The sequence below is a fragment of the Enhygromyxa salina genome, from assembly GCF_000737335.2.
Lineage (GTDB): Bacteria > Myxococcota_A > Polyangia > Nannocystales > Nannocystaceae > Plesiocystis > Plesiocystis salina_C.
The window spans coordinates 163,451-180,689 of the sequence record NZ_JMCC02000002.1 but is presented as its reverse complement, the minus strand read 5'-3'; the positions used below and the strand labels follow the sequence as shown (position 1 = coordinate 180,689).

Sequence of the window (17,239 nt, the reverse complement as noted above, 5' to 3'; positions counted from 1 at the left end):
TGGTGCTTGCCCACGCGATCGTCCGGAGCAACGGCGCACAGAACTGGGGCGAGAACTGGTTCGGATACTCGGGCTCGTGGCTGGCGCTGCTCGGCGTGACCGCGGTCGTCGTGGTCGCCGCGCTCGCGGCCGCCAGCGCGGGACTCAGTCCGGGCCGCGACGTCCAAGCGCTGGCCGTCCGGCTCGACGCGATCGGCTGGGACGACGCCGCCGGCACCAGCATCGCGGTCGAAGAGACGACCGGCGCCCGCGCGCGCCCGCTGGCCAGCGCGGTCCGCATCACCAGCTTCGACGCCGTCGGCGAGCTGTTCTCCAACCTCGAGCGTCTGCGGGCGCGGCTCGCCGAGGATGTCGGCACCTACCAGCGCGCGCTCGACCGCACCCACGAGGCCGACGCAGCCAAGCGCGAGTTCCTGGCCGCGGTCAGCCACGAGCTTCGGACCCCGCTCAACTCGATCCGCGGCTTCGCCCAGCTGTTGCTCGAGACCGAGCTCAACGAGTCGCAAGCCGAGGACGTCCGCCTGATCCTCGCCGGCGGGCAGCAGCTGCAGGATCTGATCGAAGACATCCTGGATCTATCCATGATCGAGAGCGGCGAGCTCGAGCTGCGCTTCGCCCCGTGCGACCTCGGCCACCTCGTCGGCGAGCTCGTCGACATCCACAGCTCGCAGGTGCGCGAGCGCGGGGTCGAGCTGCGCGCGGACATTCAGGGCGAGATCCCCACGGTCGTGTGCGACGCCAAGCGGATCGGCCAGGTCGTCACCAACTTGCTGAGCAACGCGATCAAGTTCACCGAGGCCGGCCGGGTCGGCGTGCGGGTTCGCTACGAGCCCATGCGCGCGGCGGTAGCGATCGCGGTCTCGGACACCGGCGTCGGGATCGCGGCCGACGAGCTCGAGGCGATCTTCGAGGAATACCAGCAAGTCGGCGCGACCAAGCGCAAGCAACGGGGCACCGGCTTGGGCTTGGCGATCGCCCGCCGGATCGCCTCGGCTCACGGCGGCTCGCTGTCGGCCAAGAGCCGGCTCGAGGTCGGCTCGACCTTCACCCTGCGCCTGCCGCTCGAGGTCCCGCTCGACCTCGACGACAGCTACACCCGCAGCGATACCCACGGAGGGTTGGTATGAGCTCGCGGCCGGTGTTTGGCCGGCTCGCGGTCGAGCAGCGCGTCGTCGGCTTGCTCGCGCTGCTCGGTATGGTTCAGCTTGGCTGGCTGGCGATCTGGGTCGCGCTAAGCCTCGAGACCCAGGCCCTCGCCGCCCTCTCGCGCGGGCTGACCCTGCCCCTGATGATCGGCCTGGCAGGCGCAGCGCTGGTTGCCAACGCCGTGCACGTGGCCCTGCGGCTCCCGCGAATTCGCTGGCCGCGTCCTGACGGTGATCTTGGCCCGAGCCCGCTGCCGCTGGGCTTGGCGGGCGCGCCCTCGCTGCTGGTGTGGCCGCTGCTGATCATTCGCGACCGCCGGGCGCGGGCAACCACCACCCAAGCCAGCGAGGCTCGCCCGGCGCAGGTCGCCGCGGATCCAGATCCCGAGGTCGAGATCGGGTTTCGCGAACTGTTGGCGATGCCGCGGATCGCCGCCACGAGCTTCTGTGTCTGGCTGACCGTCGCAACCCTCGCCGTCGCCATGTTGATCGCTCGCAGCGCCAACGTCGACACGGGCACCCTCGTCACGATCGTGACCCTCTCGCTGGCCTCGCTCGCCCCGCTCGTGAGCCTGGCGACCAGCCGGATCCGCGCGATGCTGGTGCCAGAATACGTGGCCGCGCCACGTCCAGATCCGCTCGCCCTGCCCAACCGTCGCAGCCTGGTTCTGCGGCTTGGCGGCCCGGCTGGGCTCGCGCTGCTCGGTGCCGTGATCGTCCCGGTGCTCGCTGGCGCGCTCTGGACCGAGCGGGTTGCGCTCGTCGAAGCGAGCGAGGTGGCAGAGCGTGCGGCGCTCGCTCTGCTCGGGTCCGCGCGGTCGGGTGATCGTTCAACGATTGACGGGATGTTAACCCAGCATCCCGACCGGGGTCTGGTCACCCCGTCCGAGCGGTTGGGCAGCGTCCCGGATCACCTTGGTGAAGCGCGCGGGTTGGTTGATCTCGACCAAGACGGCCACGTCGATCATGTAATCGCAACCGACGAAGGGTCACGAAGTGTCGCATACGTCGCCCTCCACCCGCGCGCGTCGACGCCACTATCGACATGGTTGGCGATTGTCGCGCTCGCGCTGATCATTGGCTACGTCGCGTTGGTGTTGCTGCTTCGTGACGTCGAGCGGGATCTCGGGCGTGCAAGCCGCCAAGTCGCGGCGGTCGCAGACGGCGAGATCCCCGAGCCGATGGCGGTCGAGACCTTCGCCACCGCGGAGCTGCGAGGGCTCGTGGCGGCCGTCGATCGCCTCGTTAGTCGCATCACCGACGCCAACGTCCACAAGTATGTGCTGATCGAGCACGGCCATGAAGCCGACCGTCTCAAGAGCCAGTTCTTGGCCAACATGAGCCACGACCTGCGCTCACCGCTCAATTCGGTGCTCGGCTTCAGCGAGTTGCTCACGACTGGCATCGAGGGCGAGCTCGAGGCCCAACAGCTCGAGATGGTCGGCACCATCCACCGAACGGGCAAAGACCTGCTCCAGCAGATCGACGACATTCTCGATACCGCCAAGATCGAGGCCGGGCGGATGGAGCTGCACCGCGAGCCATCGCCCCCAGCCACCTTGATCTCGCGCGCGATTCGCCGCGCGCGGGTGCGCATCGATCAACCAATCGAGTTCGAGACCAGCTTCGCCCCGGGACTGCCGCCCGCGTTCGCCGACCCTTACCGCACGACCCAGGCTCTGGAGAATGTGCTGCTGTTCGCCGCCGAGGGGCTGCAAAGCGGGACAATCGAGATTTGCTGTGAGTCACAACGCGATCCCAGCGGCGGACGCGAGATCGTCATTTCCGTCGTCAGCCCACGCGCGCTCGTTCCCCTCGCGGAGCTCGAGCAAGCGCGGCGCGGGTTCTTCCGGCTTCCGGGCCACACCGGGCTCGGGCTCGGGCTGCCGATCGCAACCAGCATCATCGAGTTGCAGGGTGGTAATCTCTCTACCCAAGCAGGCTCGAGTAGCAGCTTGGGCAGCCGGGCCGCAATGGGCTTCGAGCTGCGGCTGCCCGCGCTAGAACGCAGGCGGGTGCCTTCCCGGCCCCCCCGTGAGAGCTGAGCGAGGCCCGCAGCTCGGGTCCCGCGGTCGCGCGCCACTCGGTTACACGGGGGTGGTGACACGAAGCGAGGGCGCGCCATGTTTGCGCTCGCGGTTCGTGCGCCTCACCGTTCTCGTCGTTGTTCGTACGACCACTCGTGAATGCGCAAGTTCGACAATCAACGATCACACGTTGCCAAACGAGCTTCCACCCAACATCTCGTCCGAAGGATCAGGGACGTCACAGCAAAACGTCGTCATTCGCGCGGTCGTTGATTCGGTATCGAATGGGGGCAAAACGACACACATGAATATCGTCCCAATTTCGCAACGACCACATCCGTGATCACATGCAATAGTCTGGCAGTCATGTTTTCGCATCGGACGGCATGGGACGCTTCGCCCAACCGGCTCGCACACGCGCGCCTTCACCATCAAAGTTGCGGACGCACGGCGCTCGACTTGTCGTGCAGCAACCCGACGACGCTCGACCTCGCCTACGACGAAGATTTTTACGCCGAGCTGTTCGACGCGCGGGCGATGGCCTACGAGCCCGAGCCCTTCGGGTTGCGGGCAGGTCGCGAAGCCGTCGCCAGCCACTACTATGGGCGCCGGGGCACCCGGATCAGCGGCGAGCGAGTGTGCCTGACGGCCAGCACCAGCGAGGGCTACGCCCACTTGCTCGCGCTGCTGTGCGATCCCGGCGACGTGATCCTGGTTCCAAGCCCCAGCTACCCGCTGCTCGACTACCTCGCCGAGCTCGCCCGCGTGGAGCTGGTCTGCTACCCGGTCAACTTCGACGGGCACTGGTGGATCGACACCGCCGCGATGGCCGAGCTGGTTCGCCGCTACGGCTCGCGGGTCAAGGCCGTGGTCTGCGTCGCCCCCAACAACCCGACGGGGTCGTACCTGACCCATGAAGAGCTCGATCAGATCGAGACCCTGTGCACCAACGCCGACCTCGCGCTGATCGTCGACGAGGTGTTCTCGGACTACCCGCTGTACCCCGGCCCGCGCCGCGTTGGTTCGGTCGTTGGCGAGCGTGAGTGCTTGACCTTCGTGCTCTCGGGTCTGTCCAAGGTCGCCGCGCTGCCTCAGTTCAAGCTGGCGTGGACGGTCGCGTGCGGACCCGACGAGCTGGTCCGCCCCGCGCTCGCGCGCCTGGCGATCATCGCGGACACCTACTTGAACGTCGCGACCCCGGTCCAGCACGCGCTGCCCAAGATCTTTGCTGCGAGTGAGACCATGCAGGGCCGGATCCGTCGGCGGATGCTGTCCAACCTCGAGACCCTCGACGCCGCGATCAAGGACAGCCCGATCTCGCGGCTCCCGGTTGAAGCCGGTTGGTCGACGATCATTCGGCTCCCGCACCTGGGCGAGCTCGACGACGAGGGCTGGGTGCTGCGCATGCTCGAGCGCATCGATCTGTGGGCCCAGCCCGGCTCGCTCTACGACATGCAGGGCTGTCACCTGGTGCTCTCGCTGCTCACGCGGCCCCACGAGCTGGCCGAAGGTCTGTCCCGCGTGGTCGCCTGCGTCGAGCAAGAGTGCAGGTGCTGACCCAGCCGGGTCTGACCTGACCTGGTCTGGCCTGGGCGCCCCGGAAACCACTGGCAGGTTGGTGGCGTAGACTCGGCACATGCGCCGACCTCGTCTCGCCGTCGCCCTCGCTGTGCTCTTGCTGCCCCTCGCGTCCAGCTGCAGCTCCCCCTCGACCGACGCGGCCCGCACCTCGGATCCGATCACCAAGCAGCCCAAGGTCGCGCTCGCCCGCCACGTGGATCCGCCGATCGACGCCGCCACGCTCGAGGCCAACGGCGGCGTCGCGTACTTCGCTGGTGGTTGCTTTTGGGGCGTCGAGCACTTCATGGAGCAGATCGACGGGGTCTTGCGGGTGGAGTCGGGCTACATGGGCGGCCACCTCGAGAATCCCTCGTACGCGGACGTGTCGAGCGAGACCACCGGGCACCTCGAGACCGTGCGGGTCTACTTTGATCCCGCGCGCGTCAGCTACGGGGCGGTCGCCAAGCGCTTCTTCGAGATCCACGACCCCACCCAGGCCAACGGGCAAGGGCCAGACATCGGGTCGGAGTACCTGTCCGCGGTGTTCGTGACCGACCCGGCCCAGCGCGAGGCTGCGCAGGCGCTGATCCAGCGGCTCGAGGCGCGCGGCTACGACGTGGTGACCAAGATCGAGCCGGCCGCGAGCTTCTGGCTGGCAGAGGACTATCACCAAAACTACTACGTCAACCACAACAAGCAGCCTTACTGCCACACTCCGGTCAACAGGTTCGGAGATTCGCCGTAGGCAACCTGGTCGCGTCCGTTTTAGGCGCGCGTGCTCGTTTTCGCTACCATGGTCCCCCTCACCATGACTGACGCACCCGAATACGCCGACCCACAACGCTACGCCGAGCTCGCCGGATTTGACGGCGGGTACCGGGATCTGTGGTGGAACCAAGACTTCCTCGAGCTCATGGCCAAGCGCTGGGGCTTGCACGAGCGCGCCCACGTCCTCGACGTTGGCTGCGGCGCGGGCCACTGGGGTCTGACCCTGCTCGACCACATGCCCACCCACGCGCGTCTGACTGGCGTCGACGCCGAGCCCAACTTCCTCGAGCTCGCCCGCGCCCGAGCCAACGCGCGCCCCCACGGGCCTCGCTGCGAGTTCGTCACCGGTCGGGCCGAGGCCCTGCCCTTCGCCGACGCCAGCTTCGACGTGGTCACCTGTCAGACCGTCCTCATCCACGTCGCCGACGCTGCCGCCGTGATCGCCGAGATGCGACGAGTGCTGCGCCCCGGCGGGATCTTGATCACCTGCGAGCCCGACAACCTCGCCGGCAATCTCGCCCTGCTCGGGACCTCGCTCCCCACCAGCGACGAAGACACCGTCGAGATCATCCGCTTCGTCCAGCGCTGCCAAAAAGGCAAGCGCACCCTCGGCGAGGGCGACGAGCGCATCGGCCACCAACTCCCCGGCCTGTTCGCCGCCGCCGGCCTCACCCAGATCCGCTGCCACACCAACGATCGCTGCATGCAGCTCGTCCCCCCCTACACCGATCCCAGCATGCGCATGGCGATCAGCCAAGAGCTGGCCTGGGCCCGCCAAGGCATCTCGATCATCGCCGCCACCGAGCACGACGCCCGCCGCCTCCACGCCGCCGCCAACGGCACCCCCGAACAGTTCGAGATCGGCTGGTCCGCCACCCACCGCTGGCTAACCGACTTCGTTGAAGCCGTCGAAGCCAACCGCTTCACCGCCGCCCGCGGCTTCGTCTTCTACATCGCAAGCGCCCTCCGATAGCCGAGCGAGCGACTGCCCCCCGCAGCACGACCCCCCTGTGGTTCAATACGAATGGAGCGCCCCCCGGTGGCCGTGGGTACCCAGACAAGAGCCCCCTTTCTAGGGGGCCAATCATGCCATCGAGAACAAACGGCCCACCGGGAGCGAGCGAAGCGAGTGACCTGCGAAGTGCGAAGGCGGCCGGGGGGTCCCCAGAAGGCGCGAAGCTCCTGTGGTTCAATACGAATGGAGCGCCCCCCGGTGGCCGTGGGTACCCAGACGAGAGCCCCCTTCTAGGGGGCCACACATGCCCCCGCGAACAAGCGGCCCACCGGGAGCGAGCGAAGCGAGTGACCTGCGAAGTGCGAAAGCGGCTGTGGGGGTCCTAAACTACCCCGAAGGGGTACCGACGTTAGAGAGCGCGTAGCCCGTCATGTCCGAGTAGGTGTACGCCCCAACCAACCCATTGTAAGTCCAAAACTGCCCAGTCTCCGGGTCAATCTTGCTGGCCGTGGTCCCGTAGGCCACCGTCCACACGTACCCCTCGAAGTCGATGCTGACCCCGTAGGACCCGCCCGCGTTCCACATCTTCTCGACCATCAGCGTGTCGCGGTTGACCCCAACGACCCCCTGCCCGCCGGTCGACATCCACAGCAGTCCGTCCTCGGCCGCGTCGGCCATGCAGCCGGTGTAGCCGCCAACGCTCGCGGTCTGGAAGGTCTCGTCCGCGGGATCGAAGCGGGCGACCGTGCTGCTGCACAGCCACACATAGCCCTCGGAGTCGACGGTCATGCCGTACCACGAGCCGTTGTTGGGCGTGTCCCAGATGTCGTAGCTCATGTCGTCGCGGTTGACCCGGACCAGGCGACCGCTGCTGCCCAGCTGCGAGCCCCAGAAGTCACCGTTGCCATCGACGGCGCCGCCGTAGATCCCATAGAAGCTGGCGGTCAAGCCGTTGCCGCCGGTTGGGATCGCAACCATTTCCTTGGTCGAGCCGTCCTCGCCGTCGAGCACGTAGACGTCGATCGTGCCGTTGTTGTTGGTGCCCGAGGTCCACAGCTCTTCGTCGTCCCACACGCAGCTGCCCTCGTTGAAGGTGCCCGCGCCCCAGGCGACCGGACGCTGAGACTGGTAGTTCATCGGCGTGTGCCAAGCCACGCACTCTTCTTGGCCCCACGCCAGGAACTGGTTGCTGTTGGAGGTCTGGATGCCGGGCATCCCGTTGGTGTCCTCGCAGTAGTCTTCGCGCGCGTAGATCTTGGTGACGCCGCCGCTACGGTTGGCCACGGCCACGTGACCCGAGAGGCTGACCGAGGTGCGCGAGGGCGAGCCGTTGCTGTCGGGCCGGACGATGTAGCGGCCGACCTCGGTGACGGTCTTGGTGTCGATCTTGGAGATCGTGCCCTGGGTGCTGTTGGCGGCCCACAAAAACGAGAAGTCGGGGTCGCTGCCGTTGCCGCCACCTTGGCCGCAGTTGAACGCGGAGTCCGGCACGGTGCCAAGGTCCCACTTGGGGTTGTTCTCGCCGGTGGTGGTTGGGTCGCCGTCGCCGTCGCCGGGATCACCGTCGCCGTCACCGGTGTCGCCGTCACCGTCACCGGGTGTCGTCGAGTTGGTCGTCGAGTTGGTCGTCGAGTTGTCTTCGTTGCCGTCCGCGCCGGTCGTGCCGTCGGCCGAGGTCGGGACACCATCGGCTCCGGTGGACGCGTCGCCGCTGCCGTCGCCTTCACCGCAGCCGCCAAGCGCCAAGCCCATACCAATGAAACAAGTGATCGCCGTCTTCTTCATGATCAAATAACCCCGCCCGCATCCTACGGTGAGCGGTCGCCCAGATCCAAGCAAGCGGAACGCGCGGGCCTAAACTCCTAGCGATCGGGCCTCTGAGCCGGATTCGCGCGACTAGCGAGACCAAAACCAAGCCCGGATCCAGCACGAGCAGCCCGCCCCCACCAGGGCCACCCGCCGCTCAAACTGGATCCGCGCACACGCCCACGTTCTCGAGGCCCGGGACGTCGGAGTCGAGATCGATGCACGCGTTGCCCATCTCGCAGACGTCGGGCTCGGTCACGTCGCAGTAGCGGGTGCAGCAGTTGAACAGCCCGGTGCAACCAAGCACCTCGCTGGCCGGCACACACGCAAGACCAACCGCGCAGTCGTTGGCGAGCAGGCAGCTGTCGTACTCGAGCTTGGGCGAGGACGAAGCGGGCGGCATGCACAAGAACGAGGGTGAGAGCGCGCCCTCGGGCAGGCACGACCACCCGGCCCGGCCCTTGGCTGCGCAGTCTTGCACGAGCGGATCGCAGCGAGCCATGCACAGCGGCACGGTCTCGGCTTGCTCGATCATCTCGAAGAAGGCCTTGCAGATCTCTTCGGGGGGGCAGCTGTCGGCGTTGCCGGCCTCGCAAAACACTTGGCAGTAGCCCTCGAGATCATCGAGGCTGTCGACCACGCACATCGTGCCCTCGGGGCAGTCGTCGAGGCAGCTGCCGTCGTAGTCTTGGACCTCACAGCGATCGCCCAACGACACGGGCGCACCAGACAGCGCGCAGCACTTGGTCGCGTCGGGGATCCGATCGGGCTTCTCGGACCACGGCATGCACTTGAGCATGGGATCCATGCAGTCGTTGGCCGCGTACAGCTGGCACTCGCCACCGCTGTTGCCGTCGTCGCCGTCACCGTCACCATCACCATCACCGTCACCGTCGCCATCGCCGTGGCCGTCATGGGTCTCGGATCCAGTCGCGTTCGCCGACTCGCCGCTCTGATCGGAGTCGCCCGCATCGGAGCCGGGCGTGCCGCAGGCGAACGCACCCGCGCACGCGAGCGCAGCAAACAACCGCGACGACTTGGTCCAGTTACGCGCGCTCATGGCTGCGAAACACTAACAAAATTGGCGCGGAACTACATTGACCGCGTGCCACTCAGTCCGGCGCGTTGGTGTGGACCTGGTGGGCCTGCAGCCGAGCTTGAACCTGGGCGAGTCGCGTCTGGATGTCTTCGCTGTGCTCGTACACCAACTCGCTGGAGGCGGTGAAGGGCATGCCGTTCGCCGCTGGTGCCTCGGTGCCAGCGAAGACCTCGGCCGCGGATGTCCTGGCACCGAAGCGATCACGCAACGCGATGATCCGTGCCTGCGCAGATATTGCCTGCTCGCCAAGACCCACGGCGCGGACGGCAGCCCCGAGCTCCGTCCACCGATGTGACTCGATGTTGGTTCCGAGCCACGACGCGGCCTTGGCCAGCGCCAGGTTGTGCCGATCCGCCGTGACCACGGCGACGGGCAGATCGAGCTCTCGCATCAGCCGGGTCACGCGTCGCCACTGCTGATGCGAGGGCTGGGTTGCCCCCCAAGAGCAGAGCATGACGGCCTCCACACCCGGCCGCCCGATCACCTCCATCCACTCGTTCCACAGCTCGTCGCTGAACTCGACCTCCTCTTCCAAGTAGGTGATCAAGCAGCGGCCCACCATCAACCAACGAAGCTCGCGCTTACCCTCGAACGAGACTTTGGTGGCCATAGGGACACACTACTGTCCTTTCGGACAAAATCCAATGGCTGTCCTGATCTTTTTGCGATACTGCAATGATTCGCGTGTGGTCGTTTGGGACACGGCAGAAACCGGCCAACGACGGTTAGACTGCGCGTGTGCAGCTCCCTCGCACGGTTTTGCGACTGGCTGTCTGGCTCGCGGTCTCGGCGGCGCCGCTTGGTTGCGCGGATTCGGGCGGAAACGAAGGCGATCCGACCGATCTCGACGGGTCGAGCGGGGGGTCGGACACTGGAACCACTAGTGGGGACGACAACGACACGAGCGGCACCGCGACCGACACGGGCCCCGATGAGCTCCCGCCTGCGCCAACGCTGAGCAGCCCCAGCGATGGCGCGACGCAGCTGCCGATCGAGACCGAGCTGTGCTGGAACCTGGTCGACGATCCCGAGGGCGAGCCGCTGCGCTATCGCGTGTTCATTGACGACACCGTGCTCAGCGGCGGCGTGCTCGAGCCAGAGGCTGGCTACGAGGGCCCGTGCGTGGGGCCCTTGCTGTTTGCGCTCGAGCGCAGCTACGAGTGGCAAGTCCAGGCCTTCGAGCTCGATGATCCAACCCGCAGCTCGCCCAAGAGCGAAGCGTGGACCTTCTCCACGGTCGGCGACGGCCTCAGCGAGACCGTGTTCGTGGATCCCTTCACTGAGGATCTGGGCTGGACGCTATCGGGCGACGCAAGCTCGGGCGCGTGGGTCCGCGGCGACCCCAACGAAGCGTTCGACGAGGGCGTGCGCTCGCAGCCTGGCGTGTGTCAGGGCGGGACCAGCTGCTACTTCACGGGCTTCAACCCGCGCGGGCTGGCCGATCAGGCCGACGTCTCGGGCGGCGCCACGATCCTGACCTCGCCACCGTTCGACCTGAGCGGCGCCGCGACGGCGAGCGTGCGGCTGCACCGGTTCTTCCACAAGTCCGAGGTGATGTCGGGCCCGGCCCTGAACGTCGAGCTGCTGGTTCCCAACGCCGCAGCGCCGGACGGTCACGACGCCTACGAGCTCGAGCTGCTCGAGACCGCCACCAGCGAGCTCGCGCTCAATGCTTGGACCCCGCGCGAGTACATGGCGTGCGGGCTGCCGATGGCCGCGGGCTCGCGGCTGCGGATCACCGCGACCGACGAGGGATCTGGAATCCTCGAGGCCGCGATCGACTCGGTCTCGGTCCACGCCTACGACGATCCAAGCGTGTGTAGCCCGGCGCCCGGCGGCGCGTGTGATCCAACCCTGGCCAACCCCTGCCCCAACGAGCTGCTGTGTTGCTTGCAGGGGGCCGTCAACCTTGGGGTCTACCGGTGCGAGACGCCGGTGCCCGGCCTCGACTTCGACAACCCGCCCGCGACGGCGGCCGATCCTGGCAACGGTCCGCTCGGCTGCGACGCGCCCGATCTGATCGTCGACCCAACTTTCATCGAGCCGCTGTTCACCGACATCTTCATCAGCGACGCGACCTGCGAGCTGCTCGAGGGCTGCGTGGGATCAACCGGGTGGCGCACGGTCATGCTGTTCACGGCCGCGACCCCCAACATTGGGTCCACCGACATGGCGCTCGGGGTCCCCGCCAACCTGCCCGAGCTCTTTCACTATAGTGCGTGTCATGATCATTATCACTTTGACGAATTTGCGCGCTACGAGCTGCTCGAGGGTGACACCGTGGTTGCGACCGGCCACAAGCAGGCGTTTTGCTTGCTCGACCAGATCAGCTGGGCCTGGCCGTTCGAGCTGCCAAAGTTTGACTGCGTGAACCAGGGCGTGAGCCGCGGCTTCACAGACGTCTACGAGGCTGGCCTGCCGTGTCAGTGGGTCGACGTGACGGACACGCCGCCGGGCGACTACATGCTGCGCATCGCCCTGAATCAGCCGCGCCCCGCCCACGCCCAGCCGATGCTCAACGAGCGCGACTACACCAACAACGTCATCGAGTTCCCGGTTATCATCCCCGAATAGCGGACCTGCCCACGCCCGGGCCCGCGTTGTCGAATTCAAACATGCGAACACACACCAAAGAAACCCAAGCCACCGTCACCCCCGCCAAAGCGCTCGCGTTCTTGCGCGAGGGCAACCAGCGGTTCACCGAAAACCTCCGCGCGCATCGCAATTTGCTCGAGCAGGTCAACCAGACCAGCGACGGCCAGTTCCCGTTCGCGGTGATCTTGAGCTGCATCGACAGCCGCACCTCGACCGAGCTGATCTTCGACCAGGGACTTGGCGACGTGTTCAGCGTTCGCCTCGCCGGGAACGTCGTCAATGACGACGTGCTCGGCTCGATGGAGTTCGCGTGCCGCTACGCGGGCTCGAAGTTGGTCGTGATCCTTGGCCACACGGCGTGCGGCGCGATCAAGGGCGCGTGCGACGACGTCCAGCTGGGCCACCTGTCAACGCTGCTCAACAAGATTCAGCCGGCCGTCTATCACGAGCGGCAGACCACCGAGAACCGCACGTCGAGCAACCCCACGTTCCTGCGCAACGTGACGGATCTGCAAGTCCGCCGCTCCGTCGAGGCCGTGATCGAGAACAGCGTCGTGCTGCGATCCATGATCGAGTCCGGCGAGATCGGGATCATCGGCGCGCGCTACTCCGTCGAGGACGGCAGCGTGGAATTCTTCGAGGACACGTATATGTGCGGCGAAGTCCGGCACGTGTTCATCGAATTCCCCCAGGGCTAGAGCGCCGAAGCCGGATCCAACCGCGCGGGGCAGGCACGCCGCTTGCTCCCGCGCGCTACTCGACCGGCAAGAACGCGAGGTCCCGCAGCGGGAAGCCGCCGTGGTTGACGTAGGCCCACTCCCCCAGCACCTCCGAGGTGCCGCGGTCGTAGTAGCGCAGCCCCGCGTACACGCCGTTGCCAAACACGATCTCGGCCGGGACCCCGGTCGGCGACTCGACGTGGGCAGACCAGCTCTGGCCATCGTCGCTGGTGCTGACGCCGTCGAGGTAGGTGACCACGAAGCGATCGCGCGTGAAGCTGACCGCGCCGTAGCTGCTGCCGCCGACCCCACATGACTCCCAGCTGCTGCCGTCGCCGCTGCGCAGGCACTGGTTTGGACCCACGGCGACGAACACCTCGCCGTTGGTGGCGACCGAGTTCAAGAAGTCGCCGTCGTCGCCCGAGTAGACCGGGGCCCCGAAGCTCAGGCCGTCGTCGGTGCTGCGCTGCACGTACGCGACCTTGGGGGCGTCGTACGAGTCCTTGTGGCTGCCCACGAGCACGAAGGTGCCAGCGTGGCCCGCGACGCCAAACACCGTCGTGTCGCTGTGGTGCTCGCCGTAGACGCGGGTCCAGCTCAGGCCGCCGTCGTCGCTGCGAAGCACGTGGCTCTGGTGGCCCGCGGCGATGAACACCCCGTCGGCGAAGCCAACCGCGTCGAGCTTGCGATCATCGAGGCCGTCGAGACCCGCGACGAGGTCTTCGTCCCAGGTCTCACCGTCGACGCTGCGCATGATCATCGCGTTGCCGTTCCAGTCGCTGCCGCCACCGCCAACCGCGATCACGACCCCGTCTCCCACCGCGACGGCCCGCAGGATGTCCTCTTCGCCCTCTTCCGCTTGGGTATCGACCACGCCGCTGCCGACGATCTCGGCCCAAGTCAGCGCGTCGTTCGAGCTGGCCCGCCGGCCGCCGTCGCCAACCGCCACGAACACCCCTTGCGGTCCCGGGTCGCCGGTCTCGCCGCTGTCGGGATCGCTGGTGTTGTCGCCGTCGCCGTCGCCGTCGCCGTCGCCGCTTGGATCCTCGCTGCCCTCGGACTGGGTGTCGCCGCTCTCGCCGGCGGTCTCGCTCTCGTCGCCAAGCTCGGCCGCGCCGTCGTCCCCGCCGCAACCGACCACGCCAAGCGCGAGCAGCCCCGCCGCGATGTTCGCCGCGGTCCTCGCCCCGATCCTCACTTTTGGGCCACCGCTGTGGTGCGCCCGCATCAGCCGTACAGCCTGGCCATGGTGCCGGTCAGACCGATCTCGACGGTGTCGCCGCCAGGAAAGGTGCCCGTGATGCTCTTGCGACCAAAGTGGTTCTGCTCGCCCCCCATGGCCTGAATCACCGAGACCAACAGGGGGTTGTAGGGCTGCCCCACGAGCCCCTCGGGGTACCAGGCTTGGCCCTGCGGGATCGGGCGCGGCGTGGTCTGGCCAAAGCGTAGATACCGACCGGTCGCGAAGGGCGTGTTCTTGCCGGCGAGCATGACCACCGGCACTTGGTCGTGGGTGTGGCCGCCCGTTGCGATCTCGCTAATCCACAAGATGATCGTGTTGTCCATCACCGTGCCCCCGTCCTCGGGGATCGCGGCGAGCTTGTCGGCCATCAGCGCGACCTGACCTGCGTGGGCCGCCCCTTGGGCCGTGACCACGTCGACCTTGTCCTGACTTGCTCCGGGCGCCGACTGGTGCGCGAAGTCGTGGTGATAGTCGCCAACGCCACCAAGCATCTCGATCGGCGGCACGTCCGTCTGGAAGCTGACGATCTGGCTGACCCGACACGAGAGCGCCGCGCTCGCGAGGTCTAGCATCGCCGGCAGCCGGTAGCTGTACATCTCGGGCGTCCACTCCCAGCCGCCGTCCCACGGCGGCAAGATCGGCTCGGTGCAGACCAGGTTCTCGAGGGCCTCGACGCGGTTCTGGAGATCCGAGATCAGCGAGCGGTGCTGCTCGAGCTTGCTCTGATCCTCGCTCGACAGCCGCGGCATCAGCTGCTCGTACTGGGCCGCGGCGCGGGCCAGCACGTCGGTCCGCGCCGCGGCGACGGGGTCACCCTGCGTGTCCGGGAACAAGGTGGCAAACGCCGCCGCGGGATCGACAACGTGCGGGACCTTGACCGCGCTGCCCTGCGGGTCGAGCCCGTAGTGCATCTGGTGGAAGGTGCCGTCCCACGGTCGGATGCCGTACTCCAGCGACGCCAGATCCGTCAGCGTGGGATCCTTGTCGCGGACGATCTGCTTGATCACCTGGTCGAACGAGGGCGTGAGCGCGTGGCTCTTGACCTCGTCGTAGGTCTCGCGCGCGTAGTTGCCGGTCATCGCCGTCATCCAGCCCTTGGCGTGGCCGTCGCCGTAGGGATCCGACATCGCGGTGAGGTACGCGAGCCCGTCGAGCACGATCATCTTGTCGCGATGCCCATGCAGCGGCGCCAAGATCGGGCTGAACTCGGCCTGGGTGAGCCCGCCAAGCTCAAACTCGAAGTCGAGCAGATCCGACGCGGGCGAATTGGGCAGCCGCATCTTCCAGCTGTCGTAGTAGACCCCGTGCTCGTGAAAGAACACGACCAGGCGGCACGGCGGACCGTCGTTGGGGCCGGCGTGGCTGTTGCGCGAGATGCTGGGCAAGAACAGCGACGCGCCGCCAACCCCTGCGGCCTGCAGGAACTGTCGACGCCGAAGCGCGGGGGACTTGGGAGACTGAGCGGCCGCGCGGCGGCGGCGGGAGCGGGTGTCGTGGGTGGTCTTCATGGTTGGCTCCTTGGCTCGGCGCTCAGTTGGGGGCCGCGTAGGTGCGAAAGCGGGGGTGGGTGACGATTGCGACCATCAACTCGGTGATAGAAAAGTCGGCGTCGGCGAAGCTGGCCTCGGTCTGCGCCAGAATGTCGGGCGTCAGCAGCACGCGCCCGCCCCCGTAGGCGAAGCGCAGCCACTTCTTGGACACGCAGCGGTGCACGTCCGGGCGCTGCGCGAGCTGGCTCATCATCTCGGGCGCGCCAGTGAACATCGCGTCTTGAAACTGGCCCGAGGCGTCAACCGGGTTGCCGTTGTCCTGGTCACGCCAGGCGCCAAGCGTGTCGTAGTGCTCGAACGCGAACCCGACCGGGTTGATGACCTCGTGGCAGAACTGACACTCGTCGGCGGCGGTCAGGGCCTCGTAGGCCTCGCGGTTGGTCTGCCCGTCGGGCGCCTCGGGGATCATCATCGCCTCGGCGACCGGCGGCGGGGCCCCAAGCGGCCAACACAGCACGTCTTTGAGGCTGTAGACCCCGCGCAGCACGGGCGAGGGGTTGAGCGGGTGACCGTGGCCGGCCAAGAACGCGACCTGGGTCATGAACCCGGCGCGCTGGGTGGGGTCGAGCTCGACCTCGGCCCAGACCCCGGGCTCGGGCGACGCGACCCCGTAGATCGGGGCCAGCCGATCATCGACGAAGGTCCGATTGGAGGTCAGCAGATCACCGAGCGTGCCGTCTTCGTCAAAGATCACGTGCTCGACGAAGCGCAGCGCCTCTTGCTTGGCCGAGGTCCGCAGCTGGTCGTCAAAGTTGTGCTCGGGCAGCTTGGACACCGTGTCGATCCGGCCAAGGTCGAACCACTGCTCGTGAAAGTGCAAGAACGCGTCCTTGGCCCGATCATCGGCGAGCATCCGGCGGGCTTGGGCCTCGAGCTGCGCGGGGGTCGAGAGCGCTCCGTCGTCGGCGGCGGCCAACAGCGTCTCGTCCGGCATCGAGCTCCACAAGAAGTAAGACATACGCGAGGCCACCTCGTACCCACCGAGCGGCGCGAGCTCACCCTCGGCGGGCGGCTCTTCACCCTCGGCCGGGAGCTCGAGCCGGTACAAAAATTGTGGGCTCTGCAAAAACAGCTGAATCGTCAGCTCGGCGCCCACGCGCATGTCGGCGTTGCCGGGCGACTCGAGGAAGAACGCCATGAAGTCGGCGCGCTCGGCCGCCGTCAGCGGGCGCCGAAACGCGCGGCGGCCAAACGCGTCAACGAACAGCTGCGCACAGCTCTCGCCCTCCGCGGGATCGCAGCCAAGTAGCCCGGGCAGGTCTTGGGCTGCGAGCTTGGCGAGCTCCCGCGCGTTGTTGTCGTACTGCTCGATCAACAGACCCGAGGGCACCAGCGCCTCGCCGTCGTTGTCGAACCCCTCGGAGCTGGGATCGGCGGTCATCTCGAACACCGGCACCTCGATCTGTGGAAACAGATCGCGCAGCGTGTTCTGGTACTCGAAGTGACTCAGGCGCCGAGCCGGGAGCTTCATCCCCGCGTCGGGGATCTCGCCGTCACCATCGCCCGAGTCGGTCGCGTCGCCGTCACCGTCGCCATCCGTGTCACCTTCTGCCCCGGTGTCGGCGACGACGTCGTCACCCCCGCACCCGATCGCGGCGAGGCTCAGACAACACGCCACGGCGACCCCGTACACATGCAAACCAGCTCGTGGCTTCATGTGTCAGATGGTAGTGCGACAGCGCCGGCAATGGCGCGAGATCTTGCGTTTGGCCGATTACCGCAAGAACAGAGGATGCAGGTTTGGGGCCCGTGGCACCCAGGTACAGCGCGCG

13 protein-coding genes are annotated in these 17,239 nt (G+C 67.2%); 7 read left to right on the top strand and 6 right to left on the bottom strand.

Features of this window, described 5'->3' with window-relative positions; translation table 11 throughout:
- The 5 genes from DB30_RS01505 to DB30_RS01485 all read left to right on the top strand — a co-directional run.
- A partial coding sequence (locus tag DB30_RS01505; protein WP_240480137.1) for a sensor histidine kinase occupies window positions 1–1,127 on the top strand: 1,127 nt, incomplete at its 5' end.
- A complete protein-coding gene (locus DB30_RS01500; RefSeq protein WP_052546147.1) occupies window positions 1,124–3,190 on the top strand; it encodes a sensor histidine kinase in 2,067 nt (688 codons plus the stop codon). The genes DB30_RS01505 and DB30_RS01500, both read left to right, overlap by 4 nt.
- Window positions 3,191–3,538: 348 nt before the next feature.
- Window positions 3,539–4,729, top strand: a complete 1,191-nt coding sequence (locus DB30_RS01495; RefSeq protein ID WP_146657817.1) for a pyridoxal phosphate-dependent aminotransferase — start codon at window positions 3,539–3,541, stop codon at window positions 4,727–4,729.
- 79 nt (window positions 4,730–4,808) lie between these two features.
- The gene (gene msrA, locus DB30_RS01490; RefSeq protein ID WP_146657816.1) at window positions 4,809–5,477 is read left to right on the top strand and encodes a peptide-methionine (S)-S-oxide reductase MsrA; all 669 of its coding nucleotides are present in this window, start codon (window positions 4,809–4,811) and stop codon (window positions 5,475–5,477) included.
- A gap of 63 nt (window positions 5,478–5,540) precedes the next feature.
- Window positions 5,541–6,473, top strand: a complete 933-nt coding sequence (locus tag DB30_RS01485; protein ID WP_165703582.1) for a class I SAM-dependent methyltransferase — start codon at window positions 5,541–5,543, stop codon at window positions 6,471–6,473.
- Between the two features lie 369 nt (window positions 6,474–6,842).
- On the opposite strand, the gene DB30_RS01480 is transcribed toward DB30_RS01485, so the two are convergent.
- From DB30_RS01480 to DB30_RS01470, 3 genes are all read right to left on the bottom strand, one after another.
- A complete protein-coding gene (locus DB30_RS01480) occupies window positions 6,843–8,240 on the bottom strand; it encodes an NHL repeat-containing protein (RefSeq protein WP_146657815.1) in 1,398 nt (465 codons plus the stop codon).
- 178 nt (window positions 8,241–8,418) lie between these two features.
- Window positions 8,419–9,321: a hypothetical protein gene (locus DB30_RS01475; protein ID WP_052546142.1), complete on the bottom strand. Its 903-nt coding sequence runs from the start codon at window positions 9,319–9,321 to the stop codon at window positions 8,419–8,421.
- Window positions 9,322–9,373: 52 nt separating this feature from the next.
- On the bottom strand, window positions 9,374–9,970 hold the full coding sequence (locus DB30_RS01470; RefSeq protein WP_052546141.1) for a hypothetical protein: 597 nt from the start codon (window positions 9,968–9,970) through the stop codon (window positions 9,374–9,376).
- A gap of 128 nt (window positions 9,971–10,098) precedes the next feature.
- On the opposite strand from DB30_RS01470, the gene DB30_RS01465 reads away from it, so the two are divergent.
- Both DB30_RS01465 and DB30_RS01460 read left to right on the top strand, forming a co-directional pair.
- Window positions 10,099–11,934: a lysyl oxidase family protein gene (locus tag DB30_RS01465; protein WP_146657813.1), complete on the top strand. Its 1,836-nt coding sequence runs from the start codon at window positions 10,099–10,101 to the stop codon at window positions 11,932–11,934.
- Window positions 11,935–11,975: 41 nt separating this feature from the next.
- Window positions 11,976–12,653, top strand: a complete 678-nt coding sequence (locus tag DB30_RS01460) for a carbonic anhydrase family protein (RefSeq protein WP_052546139.1) — start codon at window positions 11,976–11,978, stop codon at window positions 12,651–12,653.
- A 55-nt stretch (window positions 12,654–12,708) separates the two neighbouring features.
- Here DB30_RS01460 and DB30_RS01455 read toward each other — a convergent pair whose 3' ends face one another.
- From DB30_RS01455 to DB30_RS01445, 3 genes are read right to left on the bottom strand one after another with little or no spacing between them, the layout of a single operon-like run.
- Entirely contained in the window at window positions 12,709–13,902 is a 1,194-nt protein-coding gene (locus tag DB30_RS01455) for a WD40/YVTN/BNR-like repeat-containing protein (protein WP_052546138.1), read from the bottom strand.
- Window positions 13,902–15,425, bottom strand: coding sequence for a DUF1552 domain-containing protein (locus DB30_RS01450; RefSeq protein ID WP_052546137.1), 1,524 nt, complete (start codon window positions 15,423–15,425; stop codon window positions 13,902–13,904). Before DB30_RS01450 ends, DB30_RS01455 begins: the two co-directional genes overlap by 1 nt.
- Window positions 15,426–15,447: 22 nt before the next feature.
- Entirely contained in the window at window positions 15,448–17,124 is a 1,677-nt protein-coding gene (locus DB30_RS01445) for a DUF1592 domain-containing protein (RefSeq protein WP_146657812.1), read from the bottom strand.
- Between the last annotated feature and the right edge of the window lie 115 nt (window positions 17,125–17,239).